This window comes from Pseudarthrobacter sp. NPDC058196 (assembly GCF_042882685.1).
GTDB lineage: Bacteria > Actinomycetota > Actinomycetes > Actinomycetales > Micrococcaceae > Arthrobacter.
Genome location: NZ_JBHVVN010000006.1, coordinates 230,665 through 250,807, shown reverse-complemented (window position 1 = coordinate 250,807; position 20,143 = coordinate 230,665). Strand labels below are relative to the sequence as shown.

17 protein-coding genes are annotated in these 20,143 nt (G+C 64.0%); 9 read left to right on the top strand and 8 right to left on the bottom strand.

What is annotated here, in order from left to right; all coding sequences use genetic code 11:
* Positions 1–48: 48 nt before the first annotated feature.
* The 8 genes from ACFVVC_RS10780 to ACFVVC_RS10745 all read left to right on the top strand — a co-directional run bounded on the left by ACFVVC_RS10780 (position 49) and on the right by ACFVVC_RS10745 (position 8,507).
* Entirely contained in the window at positions 49–936 is an 888-nt protein-coding gene (locus ACFVVC_RS10780) for a carbohydrate ABC transporter permease (RefSeq protein WP_387452509.1), read from the top strand.
* A gap of 137 nt (positions 937–1,073) precedes the next feature.
* Complete coding sequence (locus ACFVVC_RS10775; protein ID WP_387452687.1) at positions 1,074–1,964, top strand: carbohydrate ABC transporter permease; 891 nt, start codon at positions 1,074–1,076, stop codon at positions 1,962–1,964.
* Positions 1,965–2,033: 69 nt separating this feature from the next.
* A complete protein-coding gene (locus ACFVVC_RS10770) occupies positions 2,034–3,077 on the top strand; it encodes a LacI family DNA-binding transcriptional regulator (protein ID WP_387452506.1) in 1,044 nt (347 codons plus the stop codon).
* 39 nt (positions 3,078–3,116) lie between these two features.
* Positions 3,117–4,697, top strand: coding sequence for a glycoside hydrolase family 32 protein (locus ACFVVC_RS10765; protein ID WP_387452503.1), 1,581 nt, complete (start codon positions 3,117–3,119; stop codon positions 4,695–4,697).
* A gap of 13 nt (positions 4,698–4,710) precedes the next feature.
* Positions 4,711–5,661: a carbohydrate kinase gene (locus tag ACFVVC_RS10760; RefSeq protein WP_387452500.1), complete on the top strand. Its 951-nt coding sequence runs from the start codon at positions 4,711–4,713 to the stop codon at positions 5,659–5,661.
* A gap of 20 nt (positions 5,662–5,681) precedes the next feature.
* A complete protein-coding gene (locus ACFVVC_RS10755; RefSeq protein WP_387452497.1) occupies positions 5,682–7,061 on the top strand; it encodes a right-handed parallel beta-helix repeat-containing protein in 1,380 nt (459 codons plus the stop codon).
* Between the two features lie 473 nt (positions 7,062–7,534).
* Positions 7,535–7,738: a hypothetical protein gene (locus ACFVVC_RS10750; RefSeq protein WP_387452494.1), complete on the top strand. Its 204-nt coding sequence runs from the start codon at positions 7,535–7,537 to the stop codon at positions 7,736–7,738.
* A gap of 364 nt (positions 7,739–8,102) precedes the next feature.
* The gene (locus ACFVVC_RS10745) at positions 8,103–8,507 is read left to right on the top strand and encodes a hypothetical protein (RefSeq protein ID WP_387452491.1); all 405 of its coding nucleotides are present in this window, start codon (positions 8,103–8,105) and stop codon (positions 8,505–8,507) included.
* Positions 8,508–8,747: 240 nt separating this feature from the next.
* On the opposite strand, the gene ACFVVC_RS10740 is transcribed toward ACFVVC_RS10745, so the two are convergent.
* From ACFVVC_RS10740 to ACFVVC_RS10705, 8 genes are all read right to left on the bottom strand, one after another.
* Complete coding sequence (locus ACFVVC_RS10740) at positions 8,748–10,172, bottom strand: glycoside hydrolase family 32 protein (protein WP_387452488.1); 1,425 nt, start codon at positions 10,170–10,172, stop codon at positions 8,748–8,750.
* A gap of 221 nt (positions 10,173–10,393) precedes the next feature.
* Positions 10,394–11,950 carry a glycoside hydrolase family 32 protein gene (locus ACFVVC_RS10735; RefSeq protein ID WP_387452486.1) on the bottom strand — a complete coding sequence of 519 codons (1,557 nt, stop codon included), beginning with the start codon at positions 11,948–11,950 and terminating at the stop codon, positions 10,394–10,396.
* Entirely contained in the window at positions 11,947–13,041 is a 1,095-nt protein-coding gene (locus ACFVVC_RS10730) for an ATP-binding cassette domain-containing protein (RefSeq protein ID WP_387452483.1), read from the bottom strand. Before ACFVVC_RS10730 ends, ACFVVC_RS10735 begins: the two co-directional genes overlap by 4 nt.
* The gene (locus ACFVVC_RS10725; RefSeq protein ID WP_387452480.1) at positions 13,038–14,000 is read right to left on the bottom strand and encodes an ABC transporter ATP-binding protein; all 963 of its coding nucleotides are present in this window, start codon (positions 13,998–14,000) and stop codon (positions 13,038–13,040) included. The genes ACFVVC_RS10730 and ACFVVC_RS10725 overlap by 4 nt, the downstream gene beginning before the upstream one ends.
* Positions 13,997–14,935, bottom strand: a complete 939-nt coding sequence (locus ACFVVC_RS10720) for an ABC transporter permease (protein ID WP_387452477.1) — start codon at positions 14,933–14,935, stop codon at positions 13,997–13,999. Before ACFVVC_RS10720 ends, ACFVVC_RS10725 begins: the two co-directional genes overlap by 4 nt.
* A 9-nt stretch (positions 14,936–14,944) precedes the next feature.
* Positions 14,945–15,922 (bottom strand): ABC transporter permease, encoded by a 978-nt coding sequence (locus ACFVVC_RS10715; RefSeq protein ID WP_387452474.1) that lies wholly within the window; start codon positions 15,920–15,922, stop codon positions 14,945–14,947.
* A 135-nt stretch (positions 15,923–16,057) separates the two neighbouring features.
* Positions 16,058–17,725 (bottom strand): ABC transporter substrate-binding protein, encoded by a 1,668-nt coding sequence (locus ACFVVC_RS10710; RefSeq protein WP_387452471.1) that lies wholly within the window; start codon positions 17,723–17,725, stop codon positions 16,058–16,060.
* A gap of 79 nt (positions 17,726–17,804) precedes the next feature.
* Entirely contained in the window at positions 17,805–18,875 is a 1,071-nt protein-coding gene (locus ACFVVC_RS10705) for a LacI family DNA-binding transcriptional regulator (protein ID WP_387452468.1), read from the bottom strand.
* A gap of 193 nt (positions 18,876–19,068) precedes the next feature.
* Here ACFVVC_RS10705 and ACFVVC_RS10700 point away from each other — a divergent pair, with 193 nt between their 5' ends.
* Positions 19,069–20,082, top strand: coding sequence for a LacI family DNA-binding transcriptional regulator (locus ACFVVC_RS10700; protein WP_387452465.1), 1,014 nt, complete (start codon positions 19,069–19,071; stop codon positions 20,080–20,082).
* Positions 20,083–20,143: the final 61 nt, after the last annotated feature.

Sequence of the window (20,143 nt, the reverse complement as noted above, 5' to 3'; positions counted from 1 at the left end):
CACCAATCGCGGTGCCGGCCGCGGCCCCAACCAGTGGAAGAAACTACCGTGCGCATCCCTGATCGCCGCTTCGCCCTGTACCTTATGACTCCAGCGGCGCTGTTCCTGGCAGTTTTTGTTGCCTACCCGCTGTTCCGCCTGATCTCGGACAGCTTCTTCAAGATCTCCCCGCTTGTGGGGGGCCCCCGCGAATTCGTGGGCCTGGACAACTACGTCCGAGCCTTCACGTCCCCGGACTTCATCAGCGCGGGTTGGCGGACGCTCGCCTACACCCTGACGGTCGTGACTCTCGAGTTCGCCCTCGGTCTGGGCATGGCGCTCCTGTTCACCACCCTGGGCAAAAAGTCCCAGGTCTGGCGGACACTGTTCCTGTACCCCTTGATGATCGCGCCGATCGTGGCCGGCCTGCTCTGGAAGTTCCTCATGATCGACAACTTCGGACTTCTCGGCACACTGCTGAACCAAGCGGGCATCCTGCAAAACCCGAACCAGATCGGCTGGCTCTCAAACCCTGACATCGTGCTGTTCTCCGTCGCCGTCCCGGACATCTGGCTGACAACATCGTTCATGTGCCTGGTCCTCTTCGCCGGACTGCAGAACATCCCGGGAGATCTCATCGAAGCGGCCAGGCTCGACGGCGCCCGGGCGCCTTCGCTGCTGTTCCGCATCATCCTCCCGCTCCTCCGCCCGGTCATCGCTGTCGCGCTCGTTGTCCGCGGCATCGACGCGGCGAGGGCTTTTGACACCATCCTTATCCAGACCAACGGCGGGCCACAGTCCGCATCCGAAACTATGAGCTTGCTCGTCTACCGGACGATGATCCGCTTCGGCGACCCCGGGCTGGCAAGCGCCATGGGCACCATTTATCTGTTGGCCATGCTCGCCATAGCCTTCGTCGCAGTCACCACGATCTGGCGGCCGGGAAAGGACACCTGATGAGCATCGCAGACGCCAACAACCACGGCAGCATGCCGATCGTTCCTGCCGGGCCACAGCCCGCAGGCGTGGAACATCGCAACGCGCAGGCATCGAAGACCGGCATGGGCGGCCTGGCCCTCGAACCCGGGCGGCCCATGCCGGTGCCGGCCCCGGCAGGCGCCGGCCGAAAGCGCCGGAGCGTCCACCGCGAGGGACTCGAAGCAGGAAAGCGCAGCACCAGGACCATCCTCTGGATCCTGCTCGCAGCCTCGCTGATCCTTTATGGCTTCCCGTTCCTGTACCTGCTGTTCACATCGTTTAAGACCCCAATCGACACAATCGCTGTCCCGCCCACAATCCTCCCCAGGGAGTGGACGCTGGAGAACTACGCCAACGCCCTGGGCCGCAACGGAGTCCCGGCCTCGTTCATCAACAGCATCCAGACGGCGGTCATCAGCACACTTCTCTCCCTGGTGCTGTCTGTGCCGGCGGCCTACGGCATCACACGGTACAAGACCCGCAGCGGCAGGATCTTCATCATGGCCGCGCTGGTGACCCGCATGGTGCCCCCCGTGGCGATCGGCATCCCGCTGGCCTCGATGATGGCCTCCGTCGGCCTTGCCGATACCCCCATTGCGCTGTCAATCGCGCACACCACCATCTCGCTGCCGCTCTCGATCTGGCTCATGTCCAGCTTCTTCGAGGCGGTGCCGAAAGACCTGGAAGAGGCTGCGACCGTGGATGGGTGCAGCAGGCTGGGTGCGTTGTGGCGGGTGGTGATTCCGGTGGTTTCCGGCGGCATCGCCGTCACCGCGATCTTCGCCTTCCTGGCTTCCTGGAACGAGTTCCTTTTCGCCCTCCTGATGACGGCCATCCGTTCCCAGACAACGCCCGTGGTCATCGCGAACTTCCAGACCCAATTTGGCCTGGACTGGGGCTCCATGACGGCTCTGGCCGCCGTCTACTCCATCCCGGTCATCCTTTTGACCCTGCTGCTGCAGCGGAAGATCGTGGCAGGCATGACGCTTGGCGCCGTCAAGGGCTAGACCACCAGCAACGAGTAGCCTACTGGTAACCCCCAGGGGCATCACCAACCATAAGGACGTGGGACGCAGATGAGTAACAGGAACATCGGGATCAAGGACGTGGCCGTAGCCGCCGGCGTGTCAGTGACGACTGTTTCCCACGTCCTCAACGAGGTTTCCTATGCCCGGATCAGCCCCGAAACCAGGGACAAGGTCCGGTCCGTCGCAGAGCAGTTGGGCTACGGCCCCAACCGGCTTGCGCAGGCCCTCCGGACCCAGCGGACGGGGATGCTCGGGCTGGTGAGTGAGGATATCGCTACCACGCCCCACGCCGGCCGGATCATCCTGGGTGCCGATGAGGCTGCGAAGGCCAGGGGGTACAACCTGATGATCATCAACACCTCCGGTTCTGCCAGCCTCGAATCGAGGCAGGCAGATGTTGAGGCCCTCCTGGAGCGCCGGGTGGACGGGATCCTGTACGCCACCATGTACCACCGCACCGTGAAGCTGCCGGCAAACCTGGGCAGCGTGCCCTCCATCCTGGTCGACTCGGTGGCCACGGACGGGAACATCACAGCCGTGATTCCGGACGAAGAAGGTGGCGCACGCGCGGCCATGGGTGCGCTCCTTGAGGCCGGCCACACCCGGGTGGGCTTCATCAACAACACCGACGATGTCCCGGCGACACGGCAGCGGCTCCATGCCTTCCGGGCCGCGCTGGAGGAGGCAGGGCTCGACGGCGGCACAGCGCCCGTGGAGGCAGCGGCCTCGGAGGTTCAGGGCGGCTACGAGGCTGCCCGGCGGATCCTGGCACGCGGCGACCGCCCCACCGGGCTCTTCTGCTATAACGACCGGATGGCGATGGGCGCCTACCGGGCCGCCGCGGAACTGGGACTTTCCATCCCCGCCGACCTTTCCGTGGTGGGTTTTGACGACCAGGAACTCATCGCCGCCAACCTTTACCCTGGCCTGACCACCGTGGCGCTGCCCCATTACGAGATGGGCGCGTGGGCCACCGAACACCTGATAGACGCCGTCGAGGGGAAAACGGACCTTTCCCTCATGGCACTGCATCCGACCATCCTGGGCTGCCCGCTGGTACGCCGTGATTCCATCGCGGCCCCGCGCCACTGAGCAGCCAACCCTTCCACTTCCCAGAGGACCGCACCAAACATGTCCACCTTCCTTGATGCTCCACGCCCGGAAACACCTCCGGACGGGACCGCCCGGTTCCGTCCGGCCATCCACTTCACGGCACGGGACACCTGGCTGAATGATCCCAACGGCCTGGTGTTCCACAACGGCGTCTACCATCTCTTTTTCCAGAACAACCCGTTTGGCAACGTCTGGGGCAACATGTCGTGGGGCCACGCCACCTCCCCGGACCTGGTGCACTGGACCGAACATCCCGTCGCCATTGCGTGCGACGAGGTGGAGGACATCTACTCTGGCAGCGTGGTGGTGGACCACGGCAACACGTCCGGTTTTGGCACGGCGGATGCGCCGGCCCTGGTGGCCATTTACACCAGTGCCTACAAAGCTGCGTCGGGACACAGCGGCATCCAGGCCCAGTCGCTGGCCTACAGCACCGATGCCGGCATGACCTGGCGGAAGTACGACGGGAACCCTGTCCTCACCAGGAATTCGGCGAACTTCCGCGATCCCAAGGTGTTCCGCTACCACGGAGACCAGGGAACCTACTGGGTCATGGTCGCCGTCGAAGCGCATCACCAGCAGGTGGTCTTCTACCGTTCGGATGACCTCACGTCCTGGGATTTCCTGAGCGATTTCGGCCCGGCCAACGCCGATGCGGGCGACTGGGAGTGCCCCGATCTCTTTCCGCTCGCGGTGGACGGCGACCCGGACAACACCAAGTGGGTCCTGATAGTGAACGTCAATCCCGGCGCAGTGGCAGGAGGTTCCGGGGGCCAGTACTTCGTGGGGCATTTCGACGGCGTCCGGTTCGTCCCGGACGCAGGTTCCCTTGCAGCGCCGGGCGGGGTCAGTTCCCTTGATGCAACCGCCGCAGCCGCAGCGCTGCGGCAATGCCTATGGCTGGACTGGGGACGCGACTGCTACGCCTCCGTGTCCTTCAGCAACGCCCCGGACGGCCGCCGCATCATCATCGGCTGGATGAACAACTGGGACTACGCCAACGACCTGCCCACAGCACCCTGGCGGTCCTCCATGACCCTGGCCCGCGAACTCCGCCTTACCGCGTCCCACGGCGCAGCCCGCCTGGTCCAGCAGCCGATCCTGGCTGGGCACGGAGAAACAGAGAAGCTCCCGCGTACCACACGGTTGCTGAGCGCGGGGTTGCTTGAGCTCAACGGCACAGCCCTGCGGCTGCCGGATGCGGTCCCCGGAACGGCCCAGATCATCGAAGCCGAGCTTGCCCCCGGCGGCGCTGACCGACTCGAGTTGCGGATCCTCGGAAGCAGCGACGGGACCACAGGCGCAGTCCTAAGCTATGACGCGTCCCGCGCCATGCTCAGCCTTGACCGCCGGCACGCAGGTGACGCCGGCTTTCACGCCAAGTTCGCTTCCGTCGAGTCAGCCCCGCTGGTCCTGGAAGATGGGGTCCTCAAGCTGCAGATCGTCGTCGACCATTGCTCCGTGGAGGTCTTTGCCCAGGGCGGCATGGTGGTCATGACCGACCTCGTCTTTCCTGAAGCAGAGCACCTGCAGACCTGGCTGTCCGCCGAGGGCGGGCGGGCCACCGTCCTGAGACTCGCGGTTTCATCACTTGACTAAGGAAGGGTCCAGAATGTCAACAACGCAGCACCTTCACAGTGGTCCCGCGGCGGGCATCGATGTGATGGTCGTCGGCGAAGCCCTGGTGGACATTGTCGTCTCTCCCCGGGGCACGGTTGCGCACCCGGGCGGATCGCCGGCGAACGTCGCCTACGGGCTCGGCCGACTGGGAGTCGACACCGCACTATTGACTTCAATCGGCGACGACCACTACGCCGCCGCCATCGAAGACCACCTTCGAAGCGCCGGCGTACGCCTCCTGCCCGGTTCCAGACGGCAGGGTACAACCGCTACGGCCACCGCAGTCCTGGCATCGGACGGTTCGGCCCGGTACAACTTCGACATCCAGTGGGACCTTCCGCGAACGGCGCCGGCCACCCTCCCCAAGGTCCTGCATACCGGTTCGATCGCCACCTTCCTGGCCCCGGGTGCGGCAGCAGTACGCGGACTCCTCGAACAGTCGCACCAGCGCTGCCTGGTCACCTACGACCCCAACATCCGCCCTGCCCTGCTCGGCAGCTACGGTGAGGCCAAGACGATCTTCGAGGAACTCCTCCCGTTCACCGACGTGGTCAAGCTCAGCGACGAGGACGCCCACTGGCTCTATCCGCGGCGGCCGCTGGAGGAGATTTCACGCCACATCCTGGACTTGGGCGCCGGGCTGGTCGCCATCACCAGGGGAGTGGACGGGTCCATGCTGACGACGCGGGACGCGCACGTGCCGGTTCCCCCGGTCACAGCCGCAGTGGCGGACACCATCGGTGCGGGCGACTCATACATGTCCGCCCTGATCTACGGACTCCTCATGCGCGGGACGGACGGCATGGCGCCGTCGGTGCTGGAAGCGCTGGGCCGGATGGCTTCCAAGGCCGCCGCGATCACAGTTGGCCGCCCCGGTGCCCAACCGCCAACATTGGATGAACTGCAGTCGGACGTCCCGGAACAGCAGCCGGCGCACCAGTGAGAACACCAAGGAAAGAAGCTATGTCCAGCAACAACTATTACGACGTGACGGCCTGGCCCGTTGGCAACCCGGCCAAGGACGTCGGCGAAGTCATCAACAGCATCATCGCTGACATCAAGGAACGGCAGTCCGCCACGGATGTTGACAACGGCGGAAAACCGGGCGCGGTCATCTACCTGCCGCCGGGGGACTACCGCCTCCGGACCCAGGTGGTGATCGACGTCAGCTTCCTCAAGATCCAGGGTTCCGGACATGGCTTCACGTCATCGAGCATCCGATTCAACGTTGCCGCTGACGAGTGGCCGGACCTGCACGAACTGTGGCCCGGAGGCAGCCGGATCCTCGTCGACATTGCCGCCGGTGAAGCAGGAGCGGAAGTCGCGGGCGCCGCCTTCTACATCGAGCGGGAGGGCAGCCCCCGTATCAGTTCCGTGGAGTTTTCCAACTTTTGCATCGACGGGCTGCACTTTGCGCCGGATGGTTCGGAGCTGGACAAGGAAAACACCTACGTCAATGGCAAGACCGGGATCTATGTTGCCAGCGCCAACGACTCCTTCCGCATCAACGGCATGGGGTTCGTCTACCTCGAGAACGCACTGACCATCCACAAGGCGGACGCACTTTCCATCCACGACAACTTCATCGCCGAATGCGGCAGCTGCATCGAACTGCGTGGCTGGGGACAGGCATCGAAGATCACCGACAACCTTGTGGGAGCCGGATTCAAGGGCTATTCGATCTACGCCGAGAACCACGGCGGACTGTTGGTCACTGCCAACAACGTCTTCCCCAGGGGTGCGAGCAGCGTGCACCTCAAGGGGGTAACGCGGTCCAGCGTGAGCAACAACCGGCTGCATTCGTTCTACCCGGGGATGGTGGTCCTTGCGGAAGGCAGTTCCGAGAACCTCGTTGCCACCAACCATTTCCTGCGCGACCATGAGCCCTGGACGCCTTTCCTGGGAATCGACAACGGGCTGGATGACCTTCACGGCCTGCTCTGCGTCAGCGGCAGCAACAATTCGATCATCGGCAACCATTTCTCTGAAGTCATTGACTCGCAGACCATCCGGCCGGCAGGCGCCACCCCGGTCATCATCCGGCTGGTGGAGGGGACCGCAAACTTCGTCTCGAATAACCACGTGGTTGCCCTTGATGTCAATGCCACCTCGAGTGACTCGTGCTTTGAGGCGCAGGTGGACGCCCTGCTGACCACAGGCGCAGCAAGCGGCCTCGCCGTTACGGCCGTCCAGGTCGACGCCGGATCCGCCCGCAACACGATCCTTGACTCCGGAACCGAAGCCGAGGTGGTGGCGGACCGGGTATCCAACGCCATCAGGGCAACACCGTCAGTCGGTTTGTCATCGAAGAGCACTCCTGTGGCCGAGCAACTTGCCGAGTAGCGGCAACAATAGGTGCGTCACAGCACAGCCGGGTGGGCTTGCTTGAGCCCTACGCGAGGAGCAATAGCCCGAATGTCCGCCAGGGCGGCACAAAGCCCAAATGTGGGGATATCTCTTGGCAGCAACTGGCATCCGTTCGGATTGATGTCGGCGTATCCATAGATCAACCCGAACTTTCGGAATTGGCTGTGAGACGAGCAGCAAGCACCTGTTGGTGCCCCCTAGTGCTGCAGGCTTTCCGGAATATGGATTGCCTGCAGCACTAGGGGCCGGGTGCCCGGCCCCTCGCGCGGTATTCCCTGCTGCAGTGACCGTCGTACAGGGCGTGCAGAACCGCAGGGACTAAGGGTGGTCCCTGCGTGACCGCGGTCATTCCCCGAGCCGTCAGCAATGGTGTTGCGTCATGGGAGCCAACCTCCCGAAGCGGGATTCCCAAGGGGTAGGGTAATGCCCTAGTCGACGAAGGAGTCACGATGAGCTACAAATATCGAACTGTTCGAGTTCGCGGTACCGAGCTGGTTGGAACAATTGCCAGGAAGCACGGGGGTGCGGCTGACATCTACGAAACGTCCAAAGACTTGAGCACCTCGGTAGTTCCGGTGTTCTTCGAAGCAACTGGCGAGATCCGTTTCTTCGACAGGTCAGTGCTGGAGGACGTTGTGGCACCCAGCACGTAGCCCACGATTCAGGGGTAGATGGGGGTGTGGCCGATGTCCGCACTTTCCCCGTCGAAAGGGTCGCACGCTGGTTGGACATGCTTTGGATTCGGCATGCTTTCGCGGCCGAGATCGGTCATGATCGGGCCCTCTTCACCGACGCACGCTCGCTCAAGGCCTAGGACGGCTCTGCGCCTCCGCGTTGGATGCCCGCCCGGGCGTAGATTAGGTCCCTGGCAAAGAACAACTCTTTCGGAGAGTACCTGCAGGCGCGCCGTAGGCTTGTCCGGCCGGAGGACGTCGAACTGCGCAGCTACTGGCGGCGTCGCGTTCCGGGTCTTCGCCGTGAGGAGGTTGCCGGCCTCGCGGCGAGCCGGGCACGAACGTGCTGCGGGCAGCGTTTTTGGATCCCGCCGAACGGGAGCTCTATCAGGACTGGGAGCGCGTCATGGAGGACGCGACCGCGGGACTTCGCGCAGCCGTGGGGGAGCGCGTCCAGGACCCGCAGCTGGAAGCGCTGGTCATGGAGCTGTCTGAGCGCAGCTCCTACTTTCTCCGGCTGTGGGGGCGCCACGATGTCCGTCCGAAGGTGGCGGGTAAGCGTCAATTGCATCACCCGGTGGTGGGCGACCTTGAGCTCTTCCACGAAAAACTGGCAGTGGCCGGGACCGACGGTCATATCCTGGTTATTCATCACGCAGAGCCCGGAAGTGCCTCCGAACGGGCCCTGGAGCGCCTGGTCCGGACAGTCCCGGGCGTGGCCCGGACCCTCTACCCACGGCGGCTCTGAATCAGTCCCGGGGGTGGCCCCTGCATTCATATGAATCACAGGGTTCTGGTTGTCTGATTCCGGCAGGAGGACACTGAAGCTCGAAGTTTCCCGTTTCCCCCTGCTCCTTGAAGCTTGCAGCCGAGGGGCGGCGGGTGGCTCCTATGAAAAAACACCTTCCAGCTCGGGTTTGTCCTGGCAGGCCATTCTGCGGACCATAATCGTGGTCTGCAGAAAGGCCTGCCGGACCGTCGGCCTGGACTAATGCACTTCCTTGATTTCCTTAATGGTCAAGTTCCGGAATGTGGCGGTTCCCTCATGGGCGTAAAGGCGGATTCCGTCGTCGCCCTCAAGGGGGAATACGCGGTGTGAGTGGACCACCCGTCCGTCTCCGACGAACATCTCCACGCTCGTAAGGTCCACGAGGATGCGGATGGTGAGCCGTCCTGTCGAGGGGTCGATAGGAGTCTGGCTTTCGCCGCCGGTGGGGTTGACCGTTGGCCGCCGATTCAGGTACGCGAAGGGGCCTCGCAGAAATGCGCCGGCGGCGACGTGCCTGCCGCCGCCCGGTGCACGGCAGAGCTCAAAACCGATATTGGCGGGTGCGGAAGCGGGGTCCCACACGAGCTCGCAGGTCAGGTCGTAAGCAGATGCGTGGATGTCGAGGTCATGGGTGCCAGTTACAGCAACGTCCTCCAAACGATGGCTTCGCTTGACGTGGTTGTCCAGCGCAGAGGTCGGGGCGGACACCAGGTGGTACCCGCCGCCCGCCTGTTTCAGGCGGACGTCGCGAACGATCATGTCGTCGCCGTTGTAGGCATCCGACTCAAGGGTCGGCGTGTTGTGGGGGTAGTCCCAAAAGTTTGCCCACCCGATTGCCCGGCGGAGGGTCTCATCTTCCGCGCCGGACGCGTCGTGATGGGGATACGTGACCGCTCCGTAAAAGTCATAGCCATAGTCGAGCCATTCGGGCTCTGCCCGATCAGGCGTGAATGATGTGCCGTCGAAGGCCCCTGCCCAGTACGCGTAGGTCGCGGGCAAGCCACGGCCTTTGCCGTTGGCGCTTGTGCCGAGGATCCAGTGGGAACTGCCGTCGTCAGCGGTCATGCGGAAGATATCGGGGCATTCGAGCAGTCCCAGATCGGTGCGCACGAACTCGCCGACGCGCCGCCAGGACCGCAGGTCGGCGGATGTGTAGAAGCCAAGCTTTTGCCCCTCGCCGTTCACCATGAACCACCGCCCGCGGTCAGCGTCCCAGATCACTTTGGGATCCCGGAAGTCGGGTACACCCGGGTTTGGCAGCACCGGGGCGGAACCGGCGGCCTGGAAGGACCGTCCGCGGTCGGTCGAGTACCAGAGGTACTGGGCCTGGCATCCTTCCGGCGCCTGCGTCACAACCGCAATCACCGCCCCTTCGCCGAACCCGGCGGTGTTCCGTTCGTCGACCACAAGGGATCCTGACCAACAATCACCGTTTCCATCGCTGAACTTCGGGATGGCAACGCCACGGTCAGTGAAGGCGACATGGTCTGTGGTGGTGGCCCGGCGCCATGACGTGCCTCCGCCGCCCTGCAGGTAGTCGGCGTTGTACAGGTAGTAGTAGTGGTATTCCCCGTCAATGTAGAGGGGGCGTTGGGGGTCGTTCTTCCAGTTGCCGGGGACGCTGAAGTGATAGGTGGGGCGCATCCGGCGTAATCCTTTGAACATTGGGCTTTTTGATCCGGGGTCGGGTGCCGTGGTTGGTAAAGCGGCGGCGGGCTCGGCCAACCCTGCGGAAAGGGCCAGCGATCCGCTGATTGCCGCCGCACCGCTTCCTGTCAGGAGCGAACGACGAGAGACCATGGGCAAATTTGCCATAAGTTCCTTCTTCTTGTTTTGGGCAGCTTCGATGCTGCGGCCTGAGTGAGTCAGGGAAAGAGGCTCCGGGGACCCTCATCGATGTCGGCCATGGTCCAGGCGTCGAGGGAGAGTATCTGTGCGGTGCCTTCCGCGGCAAGGCTGACGTGCTCCCCGCCCAGGGTGGGGTAGACGCGGGCTGTCAACGGGATTCCGTTGGCGAAAATTTCGACGGCGGAGCGGTCCAGGATGACACGCAGGTGCACCCGTCCTTCGGGCATGGCGACGGGCCCGGACTTTTCTTCCACATCAACGGTGGGATCGAGGCTGCTTCGCGTGCGGTCCAGGCGGAGCGTGCCGTTGGTGGTGCCCTCAGGTGCCCGGCGCAGCTCGATGACCGTTTCTTCGTTGGGGCCGGCCGAGGTGCTCCCGTGCGTGGAGCCAAGGACACCAAGCCGCAGCCGGGCGCCAGGCGCCAGCTGGACATCCAGTTCGAGGTCGAGTTGCGTGCCGGACAGGCCGAGTTCCAACGCCGCCGATGTGCCGGACAACGTCAGCCCGGGCACGCTCACATGGTCACGGCGCAGCTTCTTGATGTCCGGTACGGGCGCGAAGCGGAGGGAACCGTCATCAGCCGCCGTGACGATTCGCGGCAGGCTCATGACTCCTGACCAGCCGGCCTCCACCATCGCGGCATCACTTCGGCCTTCCTGCAGCCAGCCGAACATGAGACGCCGGCCGGACTCATCCTGAAAGGATTGCGGCGCGTAGAAGTAGCGGCCTCCGTAATCGAGGCGGTGCAGCGCCGCCGGCTCGAACGTATCCCCGGCGTACCGGCCGGTCCAATAGAGCGGGTGGCGGGTATCGCCGTCGTCCCAAGCGGAGAAGACCAGCACGTCAGGCGAGCCGTCCGAAGGCACAGACCCCAGCGGGCCCTTCCCCGCCCGGAACAGGTCCACGCATTCCCACATGGTCCCCGTCCAGTCATCGTCCGCGGGATCGCCTTGCGAGGTATCGCCGATCAACAGCGGCCCGATGTAGTCCCATTGCCGCAGATCGGAAGACTCGTACAGGAACGCCGTACCGCCGCGCCGGCGAATGCCCGAACCCACCAGCTGCCGCCACTTGGTTCCTTCACGCCAGACGCAGTGATCGCGGTACGCCGTGATGTCTACGCCAACCGGCGGTGCTGCGATCACGGGGTTTCCGGGGTTCTTCGTCCAGCTCAAAAGGTCCGGAGAGCCTACGGCGATGCAGGGCAGCTCCTTCCCTTCGAACCGCCCCGAATACACCAGGGTGGGCGTGCCGCCGTCGTTCACCAAGACCCCGGACCAGCAGCCATCGGCGTCCGGGCCCTCGGACGGTTCCAGGGCAACAGGCCGGTCCGCCCAGGTGACGAGGTCGGTGCTGGTGGCGTGGCCCCAGCGGATGTGGTGGTGGAAAGCACCCTCCGGGTTGTACTGGTAAAAGAGGTGGTAGGTTCCGTTCCACTGGCTGACGCCGTTGGGATCGTTAAGCCACCCGGCCGGTGATACGAAGTGGAACCGCGGCCGGAGGGGATCGGCCTCGGCACGCGCAACCAGTTCATCCTGGGGAACGGTGGCGAGCGGGTGGGTCAGTTCAGTCATGCGGAGGCCTCTTCTTGAGTGTTCGACGCCGGGAAGCTGGCTTGCGTGGGCTCGCCCGCCAAGGCATGGCCGTCGCTGCCGGTCCACGGCTGGTAGAGGTGGCAGCGCAGCCAATGGCGCTTTCCGGGGTCGCCAACCTGATGGCGCACGGGTTCCTCGGCTGAGCAGGCCTGGTGCGGGTCGCCGTCGTAAGCGCAATGCGCTGAGGCCATGACCGCTTGCCGCAGTTCGGCACGGCGGACGGGGTCATACGAACCTGCCCTCGCGGGGTCCGGGACAGCCGAAACCAGGAGTTGGGTGTAGGGGTGGGCGGGGTTTGCGAGCAAATCCAGGGATTCGCCTTCCTCGACGATTTCCCCGGCGAACATGACGGCCGTCCGGTCCGCCAGGTAGCGGGCGGACGCGAGGTCGTGGGTGATGTAGAGCATGGAGATGCCCTGCTCGTCGCGGAGCTTGCGCATCAGGTTCAGTACGCCGATACGGACCGAAACATCCAGCATGGAGGTGGGTTCGTCGGCCAGGATGACTTGGGGTTCAACGGCGAGTGCCCGGGCAATCGCAACGCGCTGGCGCTGACCGCCGGAGAGCTCGTGCGGATACGAGTCGAGCATGTCAGCCTGCAGGCCAACAGTGGTCATGAGTTCCTCGAGCCGCCGCCGGGTCTCCTCTTCGGAACCGCCACTCTTACCGTGGATCGCCAGCGAACGGCGCAGGAAATGCTCGATCCTGTGGGCCGGGTTCAGGGAACCGAAAGGGTCCTGGAAGACCATCTGCAGCTGGGAGCGGAACGCCCGGGATGCCTGGAAACGGTCTCGTTTGAGGATGTCGACGCCGTCGAGCAGGATCACTCCCGAGCTCGGCTTCTCGAGCCGGGCAACGCAGCGGGCCAGGGTGCTTTTGCCGGAACCGGATTCCCCCACAAGGGCCACGATTTCGCCGCGGCCAAGCGCCAGGTCCACGCCGTGCAGTGCGCGGACCGAGGCGCGGGAGAACAAACCGCCCATGGGGAACGACTTGCCCAAGCCGCGAATTTCAAGGGCGGGGGTGCCGGCGGTGGAACCAGCGTCCGGGGACGTTAGGGAGTGGCTCATCGTACGGCTCCTGCCAGGTTCGCGGAATCGGTCACGGAAGCGTCGGCACCAACGGGAGCCACGAAATGGCCGGGTGCCGCCTCGCTGAGGTCCGGAATGTTCCGGAACTTCACGCCGTCGGGCAGTCCCGTCAGCGGAACACGCGGGCCGGTGAGCGGCGGGAACGCGCCCATCAGAGCCTGGGTGTAAGGGTGGCGGGGGTTGGCGTAGACGTCCTGGGCCTTCGCTGTCTCCACGATCCTGCCGCCGTACATCACGGCCATGCGGTGCGAAAGTTCCACCATGAGCGACATGTCGTGCGTGATGAAGAGGACAGAGAAACCGAGCTCGCGCTGGAGCTCCTTGATTTGCGCCATGATCTCCTGCTGCACCACCACGTCCAGCGCGGTGGTGGGTTCGTCCAGGATCAACAGCGATGGCTTGAGCGCCACGGCCATTGCTATGACAGCGCGTTGACGCATGCCGCCCGAAAGTTGGTGCGGGTATGACTTCAGGCGTGCCGGGTCGATCCTCACGAGCTCGAGCAGTTCACCCGCGCGCCGCAGGGATTCCTTGCGGGCATAGCCGGCGTGGGTGGTGTAGATGTCCACGATCTGTTCGCCGATGGTCAGCACAGGATTGAGTGAGTTCATGGCCGACTGGAAGACCATGGCCACGTCCTGCCAGCGGAAGCGCCGCAGCTCCTCCGTGCTCATGGCCAGGACGTCCTTTCCGCCAAAGGAAATGCTGCCGCCGGCGATCTTCGCGGGCTCTTTCAGGAGCCGCATGACCGAGTTGGCGATGGTGGACTTCCCGCAGCCGGACTCTCCTGCGAGGCCGAACACTTCACCGGTGCCGATGCTGAAGGAAACGCGGTCGACGGCGGTGGTGGAGCGGGTGTCGCCGACGTACTTGACGCTGAGGTCCTTGACCTCCAGGACGGGCTCGTGCGAGCCGAAGGAGACTTGGGAGACGGTCATTTGGCGGCGCTCCTTTCGGTGGATTTCGGTGACTTGATCTTCCGCAGCCGCGGGTTGGTAACCTCGTCCACGGCGTAGTTGATGAGGGCAAGGGCGAAAGCGACCAGCGCGATGCAAACACCCGACGGGACGAACACCCACCAGCTGCCGGTGAGCAGGGCGCCTTCGTTGCCGGCCCAGAAGAGGTTGTTTCCCCAGGAGACGGTGCTGACATCTCCCAGGCCCAGGAACTCCAGGCCCGCCTGTGCGCCGATGCCGTAGATGACGCAGGCCAACAGGGTGCCCATGACGATCGAGGCCATGTTGGGCAGGATTTCGCGGAACATGATCCGCCCTGCCCGTTCGCCGGACACTACGGCTGCGGCCACGAAGTCCTTTGAACGGATGGACAGGGCCTGTGAGCGCAGCACGCGTGCCGAGCCTGCCCAGCCGGTGACCACGAGGACAAGAATCACTGTGCCCAGGCCCGGAGGAAGGAATGCGGCAAGGATGACCAGCAGGGGAAGGCCGGGAAGGAGCAGGAAGATGTTGGTTGCCAGGGACAGTGCTTCGTCGATGACCTTGCCGAAGTACGCCGAGGCAAGTCCCACCAGGATGCCGATGAAGGTGGAGGCGACGCCCACCGTCAGCCCCACGAACAGGGAACTCCTGGAGCCGTGGATTGTCAGCGCGAGCACGTCCTGTCCTTTGGCGGTCGTTCCCAGCCAGTGCTCCGGAGATGGTTCCAGGGACGCCATGGCGGTGATCCGTGACGGGTCGCCGGGGAAGAGTGCCGGTGCGAGCAGGGCCAGTGCGATGAAGGCGAGCATCACGGCCATGCCCGTCAATGCTTTTTTGTTGGTGAGGAGGCCGTGGACGAAGCTGCGGTTGGGCTTGCGGGCGGCTGGAGTTTTGCCGGCCGTCTTGCCGGGCTGCTGGAGTATTACGGTTGTCATGTTTGGTCCCTAGTTGCTGCGCACGCGCGGGTCGAGGCGGACGTAGAGGATGTCCACCATGAAGTTGGCCAGCAGCACGGCGGCGGTGATGGTCAGGAACAGGCCCTGCATGAGCGGGTAGTCGAGGCCCTGGACGGCGTTGAGGAGTTGGTATCCGACCCCCGGGTAGGCGAACACCACCTCGGTGAGCAGCGCACCGCCCACCACGAATCCCAGCCCCATGCCGAAGCTCGTGACCGACGGGAGCATGGCGTTGCGGGCCGCGTAGCGGAGCATGATCCGGCCCGGACGGAGTCCCTTGGCCTCAGCCATGGTGATGTAGTCCTCGGAGTTGGTGGCGATCATGGTGTTCCGCATTCCCAGCATCCAGCCGCCGACGGAGACCAGTACGATGGTCAGCGCCGGGAGCACCAGGTGGGCGCCGACGTCGCCAATGAACTCCCATGTGAAGCCGGGCTCCAAACCGTCGGTGAAGGCGTGGCGGATGGGGAACCAGCCCAGCACCACGCCGAACAGGTACAGGGCGCCCATGGCCAGCCAGAAGTACGGGAACGAGCCGATGAACACGAGCAGCGGGGGGAGTGCTGAGTCAACCGCGCCGCCTCGCCGCCAGGCGGCCAGGATGCCCAGCAGGTTGCCCACGACGGCGGCAATCACCAGCGCGGTTCCACCGAGCAGGAGGGTCCAACCGATCTGGGACGAAATGACTTCCGTGACCGGGGTGGGGAAACGTGAGATGGAGACGCCCATTTGCCCGGTGAAGATGTTGTGGAGGTAATCGATGTACTGCTCCCAGAGAGGCCGGTCGTCAACGCCGAGCAGCTTGCGCAGCGCCTCGATCTGTTCCGGCTGCATTCTGTCCTGGGAGCGGGCGAACATGCGGGAGACGGGGTCCCCGGGCATGAAGCGCGGGAGCAGGAAATTCAGGGTGATGGATGCCCAGAAGGCGATCAGGTAGAAACCCAGGCGGCGCAGGATGAAGCGCACGGTTTCCCTCCATTTCGGGAATTGCGGAAAGTTTAGGGGCTGGCCGCCGGATGATCCGGCGGCCAGCAGTGATGCGTGATGGCCTACGCCGCCCGGGTTTCCTGGCAGCGGAGTGCGGCCAGGGAGGCGGTGGGACTACTTGCGCGGTTCCAGTGTGGTCAGCACCAGTACCGTGGAAGGTGAGCGCACCGAGAGTGTGGCGTAAGGGTTGTCCTCGGTGGGCCAGCCGGTGAAGCGGGTGTCGTTGAAGGCACCCCACTCCGGGCCGGAGAACAGCGGCACCAGCGGTGCGGCGTCGTTGTACTCTTCCTGCAGCTTGTTGGCGATGTCCTTTTGCCGGGACGGGTCGGTGGCTGCCGCGAACTCCGTCAGCAGGGCGTCGGCTTTGGGGTCGCCGAAGCGGTGGTAGTTGTCGAACGTCTTGGTGCCTGCCGGCTTGACGGTTGCGCTCCCCATGGAGGTGTTGAAGTACTTGTATGGGCTGGGGTCGTTGGCGCTCCAGACGATGCCGGAGTCGAAATCGCCTGTCTCGTAGCCGGCAACCACGGCCGCCCAGTCCGGCGACTCCACCTTGGCTGTTACGCCCACCTCTGCCAGGTTCTGCGCGATCACGTTGGCTACGGACAGCCAGTCGGACGAAGTCGCGCCCACGGAGATCTTGAATTCGAAGGGCTTGCCGTCCTTGAGCGTACGTTTGCCGTCCGCACCCTTCGGGTAGCCCGCCTTGTCCAGCAAATCATTGGCCTTTTGGACGTCCAGTTTGGTCCAAGTGCAGTTGTCCTTGACCTGGGTGTTCTTCCAGGTCTCGTAGTTGCCGGAGAGTCCGGTGCAGTCTGCGGGCTTGGCGTAGCCGCTCATGCCGATCTTGGTGACCTGGTCCCGGTCCACGGCCATGCTCAGCGCCTTGCGGACATCAACATCGTTGAAGGGCGCCTTGGTGGTGTTGAGCTGCCAGTTGATCATGGCGCCCGTGGCCGGGAACCAGTAGTGCCGGTGGTCCTTATCCTTCGAGACGAAGGTCTTTTCGATATTCGGGATGTACTGCGGAGCCCAGTCCACGTCGCCGTTGGCGGCGGCGAGGTTGGCGCCGTCATTCCCGGCAAAGGCAAGCATCTTGATGCCGGCGATCTTCTGCTTTTCGGGCTGCCAGTAATTGGGGTTCTTCTTCAGCACGAAAGACTGGGCCTGGAAGCTGTCCACCACCGTGTACGGCCCGGTGCCCACCGGCTTGGCGTTGGCGTCCTTTTCCGGATCGGCCAGGGCGGACCAGATGTGCTTGGGCAGGATGCTCAGCTGACCGACGTCGTAGAGGGCTGGGGACCAAGGCTTGTTGAAGTTGAACGTGACCCTGTTTCCTTCTGCGGTCACGCCGTCCAAGTACTCGTAACCGCCCTTAAGTTTCTTCTGGAGCTCGAAGGTGTAGGCGACGTCGTCGGCAACGAACGGTTGACCGTCGGACCACTTCACCCCATCACGCAGTGTGAAGGTAATGGACTTGCCGTCGTCGGCGGCCTTCCATTCGGTGGCGAGCCACGGCATCGTGTCTCCCTTGGCCGGGTTGAAGACCAGCAACGACTCGTAGATGGACTGCTGGACCATCGGGTTGACAGTGGGTGCAAATGGATTGAAATTCTGGACGAACGTGCCCATGTCTTCACGCGGAATGGTGAGGAAGGCGCTGGCGTTCGCCGCGGCGTCGGTGCCGCCGGTCTTGTTGGCTGCACAGCCGGTCAGCAGCAGTGCGCCTATCGCCAGCCCGGCTGCCGTCACTCGGGCAGCCCTCAGGAATCGGGGTTGTGTCATGATGGGTATCTCTTTCCTATCTTCATCAGCAAGGTGAAGGGGTTGGGGGAGGGGTTGCTCTTCGCTATTGATTTCGCGGTCAGACCGAAGAGCGTTCTAGCAGCGGACAGCCGACTAATTGCTGGTCGGCAATTATCGGCTGTCCTGCTGTCAGGGCTGCGAGCGTCTGGACTCCCAGAGCGCCCATTTTTTCGAACGGCAACGCAACCGTGGTCAGCTTGGGCCTGAGGTAGGCCGCAATCAGTTCCTGGTTGTCGAAGCCAATCACGGCGATGTCTCCGGGGATGGTCAGGCCCCGTTCTTTGATGGCGTCGTAAGCGCCCATCGCCATGCGGTCGTTGAGGCAGAACAGCGCGGTTGGCCTGTCCCGTTCCGGGTAGCGGTCCAGGATTTGGCACGCGGCCTCGTACCCGCCATCCGCCGTCGCATGTCCTGGCACCACAAGCTCGGGGTCCAGCTCAAGCCCGGCGCCGGCAAGTGCTTCGCGGGCACCTGCCAAACGTCCGACTGCTGCCGGGATATCCGGGTCCAGGTTGATCACTCCGATCCGGCGGTGGCCGGCTTGGAGCAACCGTTCGACGGCGACGCGGCCGCCTGCGTGCTCATCGGGGACAATCGAGGGCAGCCTTCCGTCCACGTCGAAGCAGTTGATCAGGACGGTGGGTACCTCGTTGGCGCTTTCCGGAACGTGCACGCCCCGATGGTAAGTGGCTGCGTAGAGCAGGCCTTCCACTCGCTGTTCCAGCAGCTTTTCAATGGCGGCATCTTCCATGCCTTGGTTGGGTCCTACGGCATCGGCCTGGTCGGAGGGCGCGATGAGCAGGAATTTGCGGTCCAGCCAGGCCTGGTCCTGGGCTCCTTTGATGATGTCGACGGCGAACGGTGCGGTCACGATTTCGGTGACGATCCCGTACCAGTCACTGCGCTGGGATGCCAGCGCCCGTGCCCCGGCGTTCGGGCGGTAGCCCAAAGCCTGAACGGCCTCGTTGATTCGAATCCGGGTCTCCTCGGAAATGCTGGCATTCTCGCGGTTGCTCAGCACGAACGAGACGGCTGTCCGGGAAACGCCGGCGTGCCTGGCGACATCATTCATGGTGACACCCCGCTGCCGCGCAGCCCCGGTGGGGGTAGGGGTAGTGGTCTTCGCCATTGAATGCTCCGGGGGTTGGGACGATGCTGCCGGTAGGTAACGCGCGTTACTTCTGCGTGTGATCGAGGTTACGCGCGTTACTCGTTCGCTGTCAAGGGTGCACCTTAAACTCCACAGAATGGTTGTCCATCAGCCTGTTCCCGCATTTTGCAAGCGCTTGCGTTAAAGATTTGGATCTGCCTAGCATGGTCACATGACAGCCAGTGTAGAAGCCGTCGCCGCCATGGCTGGAGTCTCAGTATCAACAGTTTCTCGCGCTCTCCGGGCAGTACCGGGAGTATCCGCTACCACCCGCAAGCGCGTGCAGGATGCGGCCCGCGAACTGGGTTATTCTGCGTCTCCCGCTGCTTCGCGGCTTGCGACAGGCCGAACGCGCGCGGTCGGCATTGTGGTGCCGGTCCTGGCGAAGTGGTTTTTCGGCAAGGTCATCAGCGAAGCAGCCCGGACCCTCCGGGAGGCCGGCTTTGACGTGCTCCTTTTTGAGCTGGCCACCCGTGCCCAGCGGGAGAGGTTCTTTGCCGGCGCCCAGCTGCATGGCAGGACCGACGGGGTCATCATCATGGCGCTGCAGCCCACAGGGGACGAGCTCGAATCGCTGGTTTCCCAAGGCCAGGCTGTGGCGCTGTTGGGGGCGGAGGCGCCGGGCATCGGATCAGTATCGGTGGACAATTTCAGCGCCGGGCGGGCTGCGGTGAGGCACTTGCTGAATCTCGGCCATGAACGGATCGCGTTCATTGGCATCCGCGATGACGAACGCAGCAACCTCGGCGGTGTGCCTCCCCGGCAACGGCTCCTGGGCTATCGGGAGGCACTCTCCGAAGCGGGATTGCCCGAAGACAGCACCCTTGAACAGTTGGATGAGAACAGTGTCGCCGGGGGTGCGGCCGCCATGTCCCGATTGCTCGTTGCGGAACAGGTTCCGACGGCGGCCTTTGTCGCCTCCGACGAGATGGCCTTCGGTGTCCTAAAAATCCTGCGCAAGGCAGGATTGGACATTCCGAGGGATTTCTCGGTTCTGGGATTCGACAACCACGAGCTCAGTGACGTCGTGGACCTGACCACAATGGACCACGAAGTAGCCGAACAAGGGCAAAGCGCGGCCCGGATCCTATTGGACGTCCTGGATGGGCGGGCCCCTGCCGCCTTGGGACATCCGGTGCGCCTGGTGGTGCGCGGAACCACAGGACCTCCCCGCGCCCTGCCCTGACTGCCAGCACCCCACATCCTCCTCATTCCGCCGGGCCCTCCGGCACCCCGTGAAAGGAAAC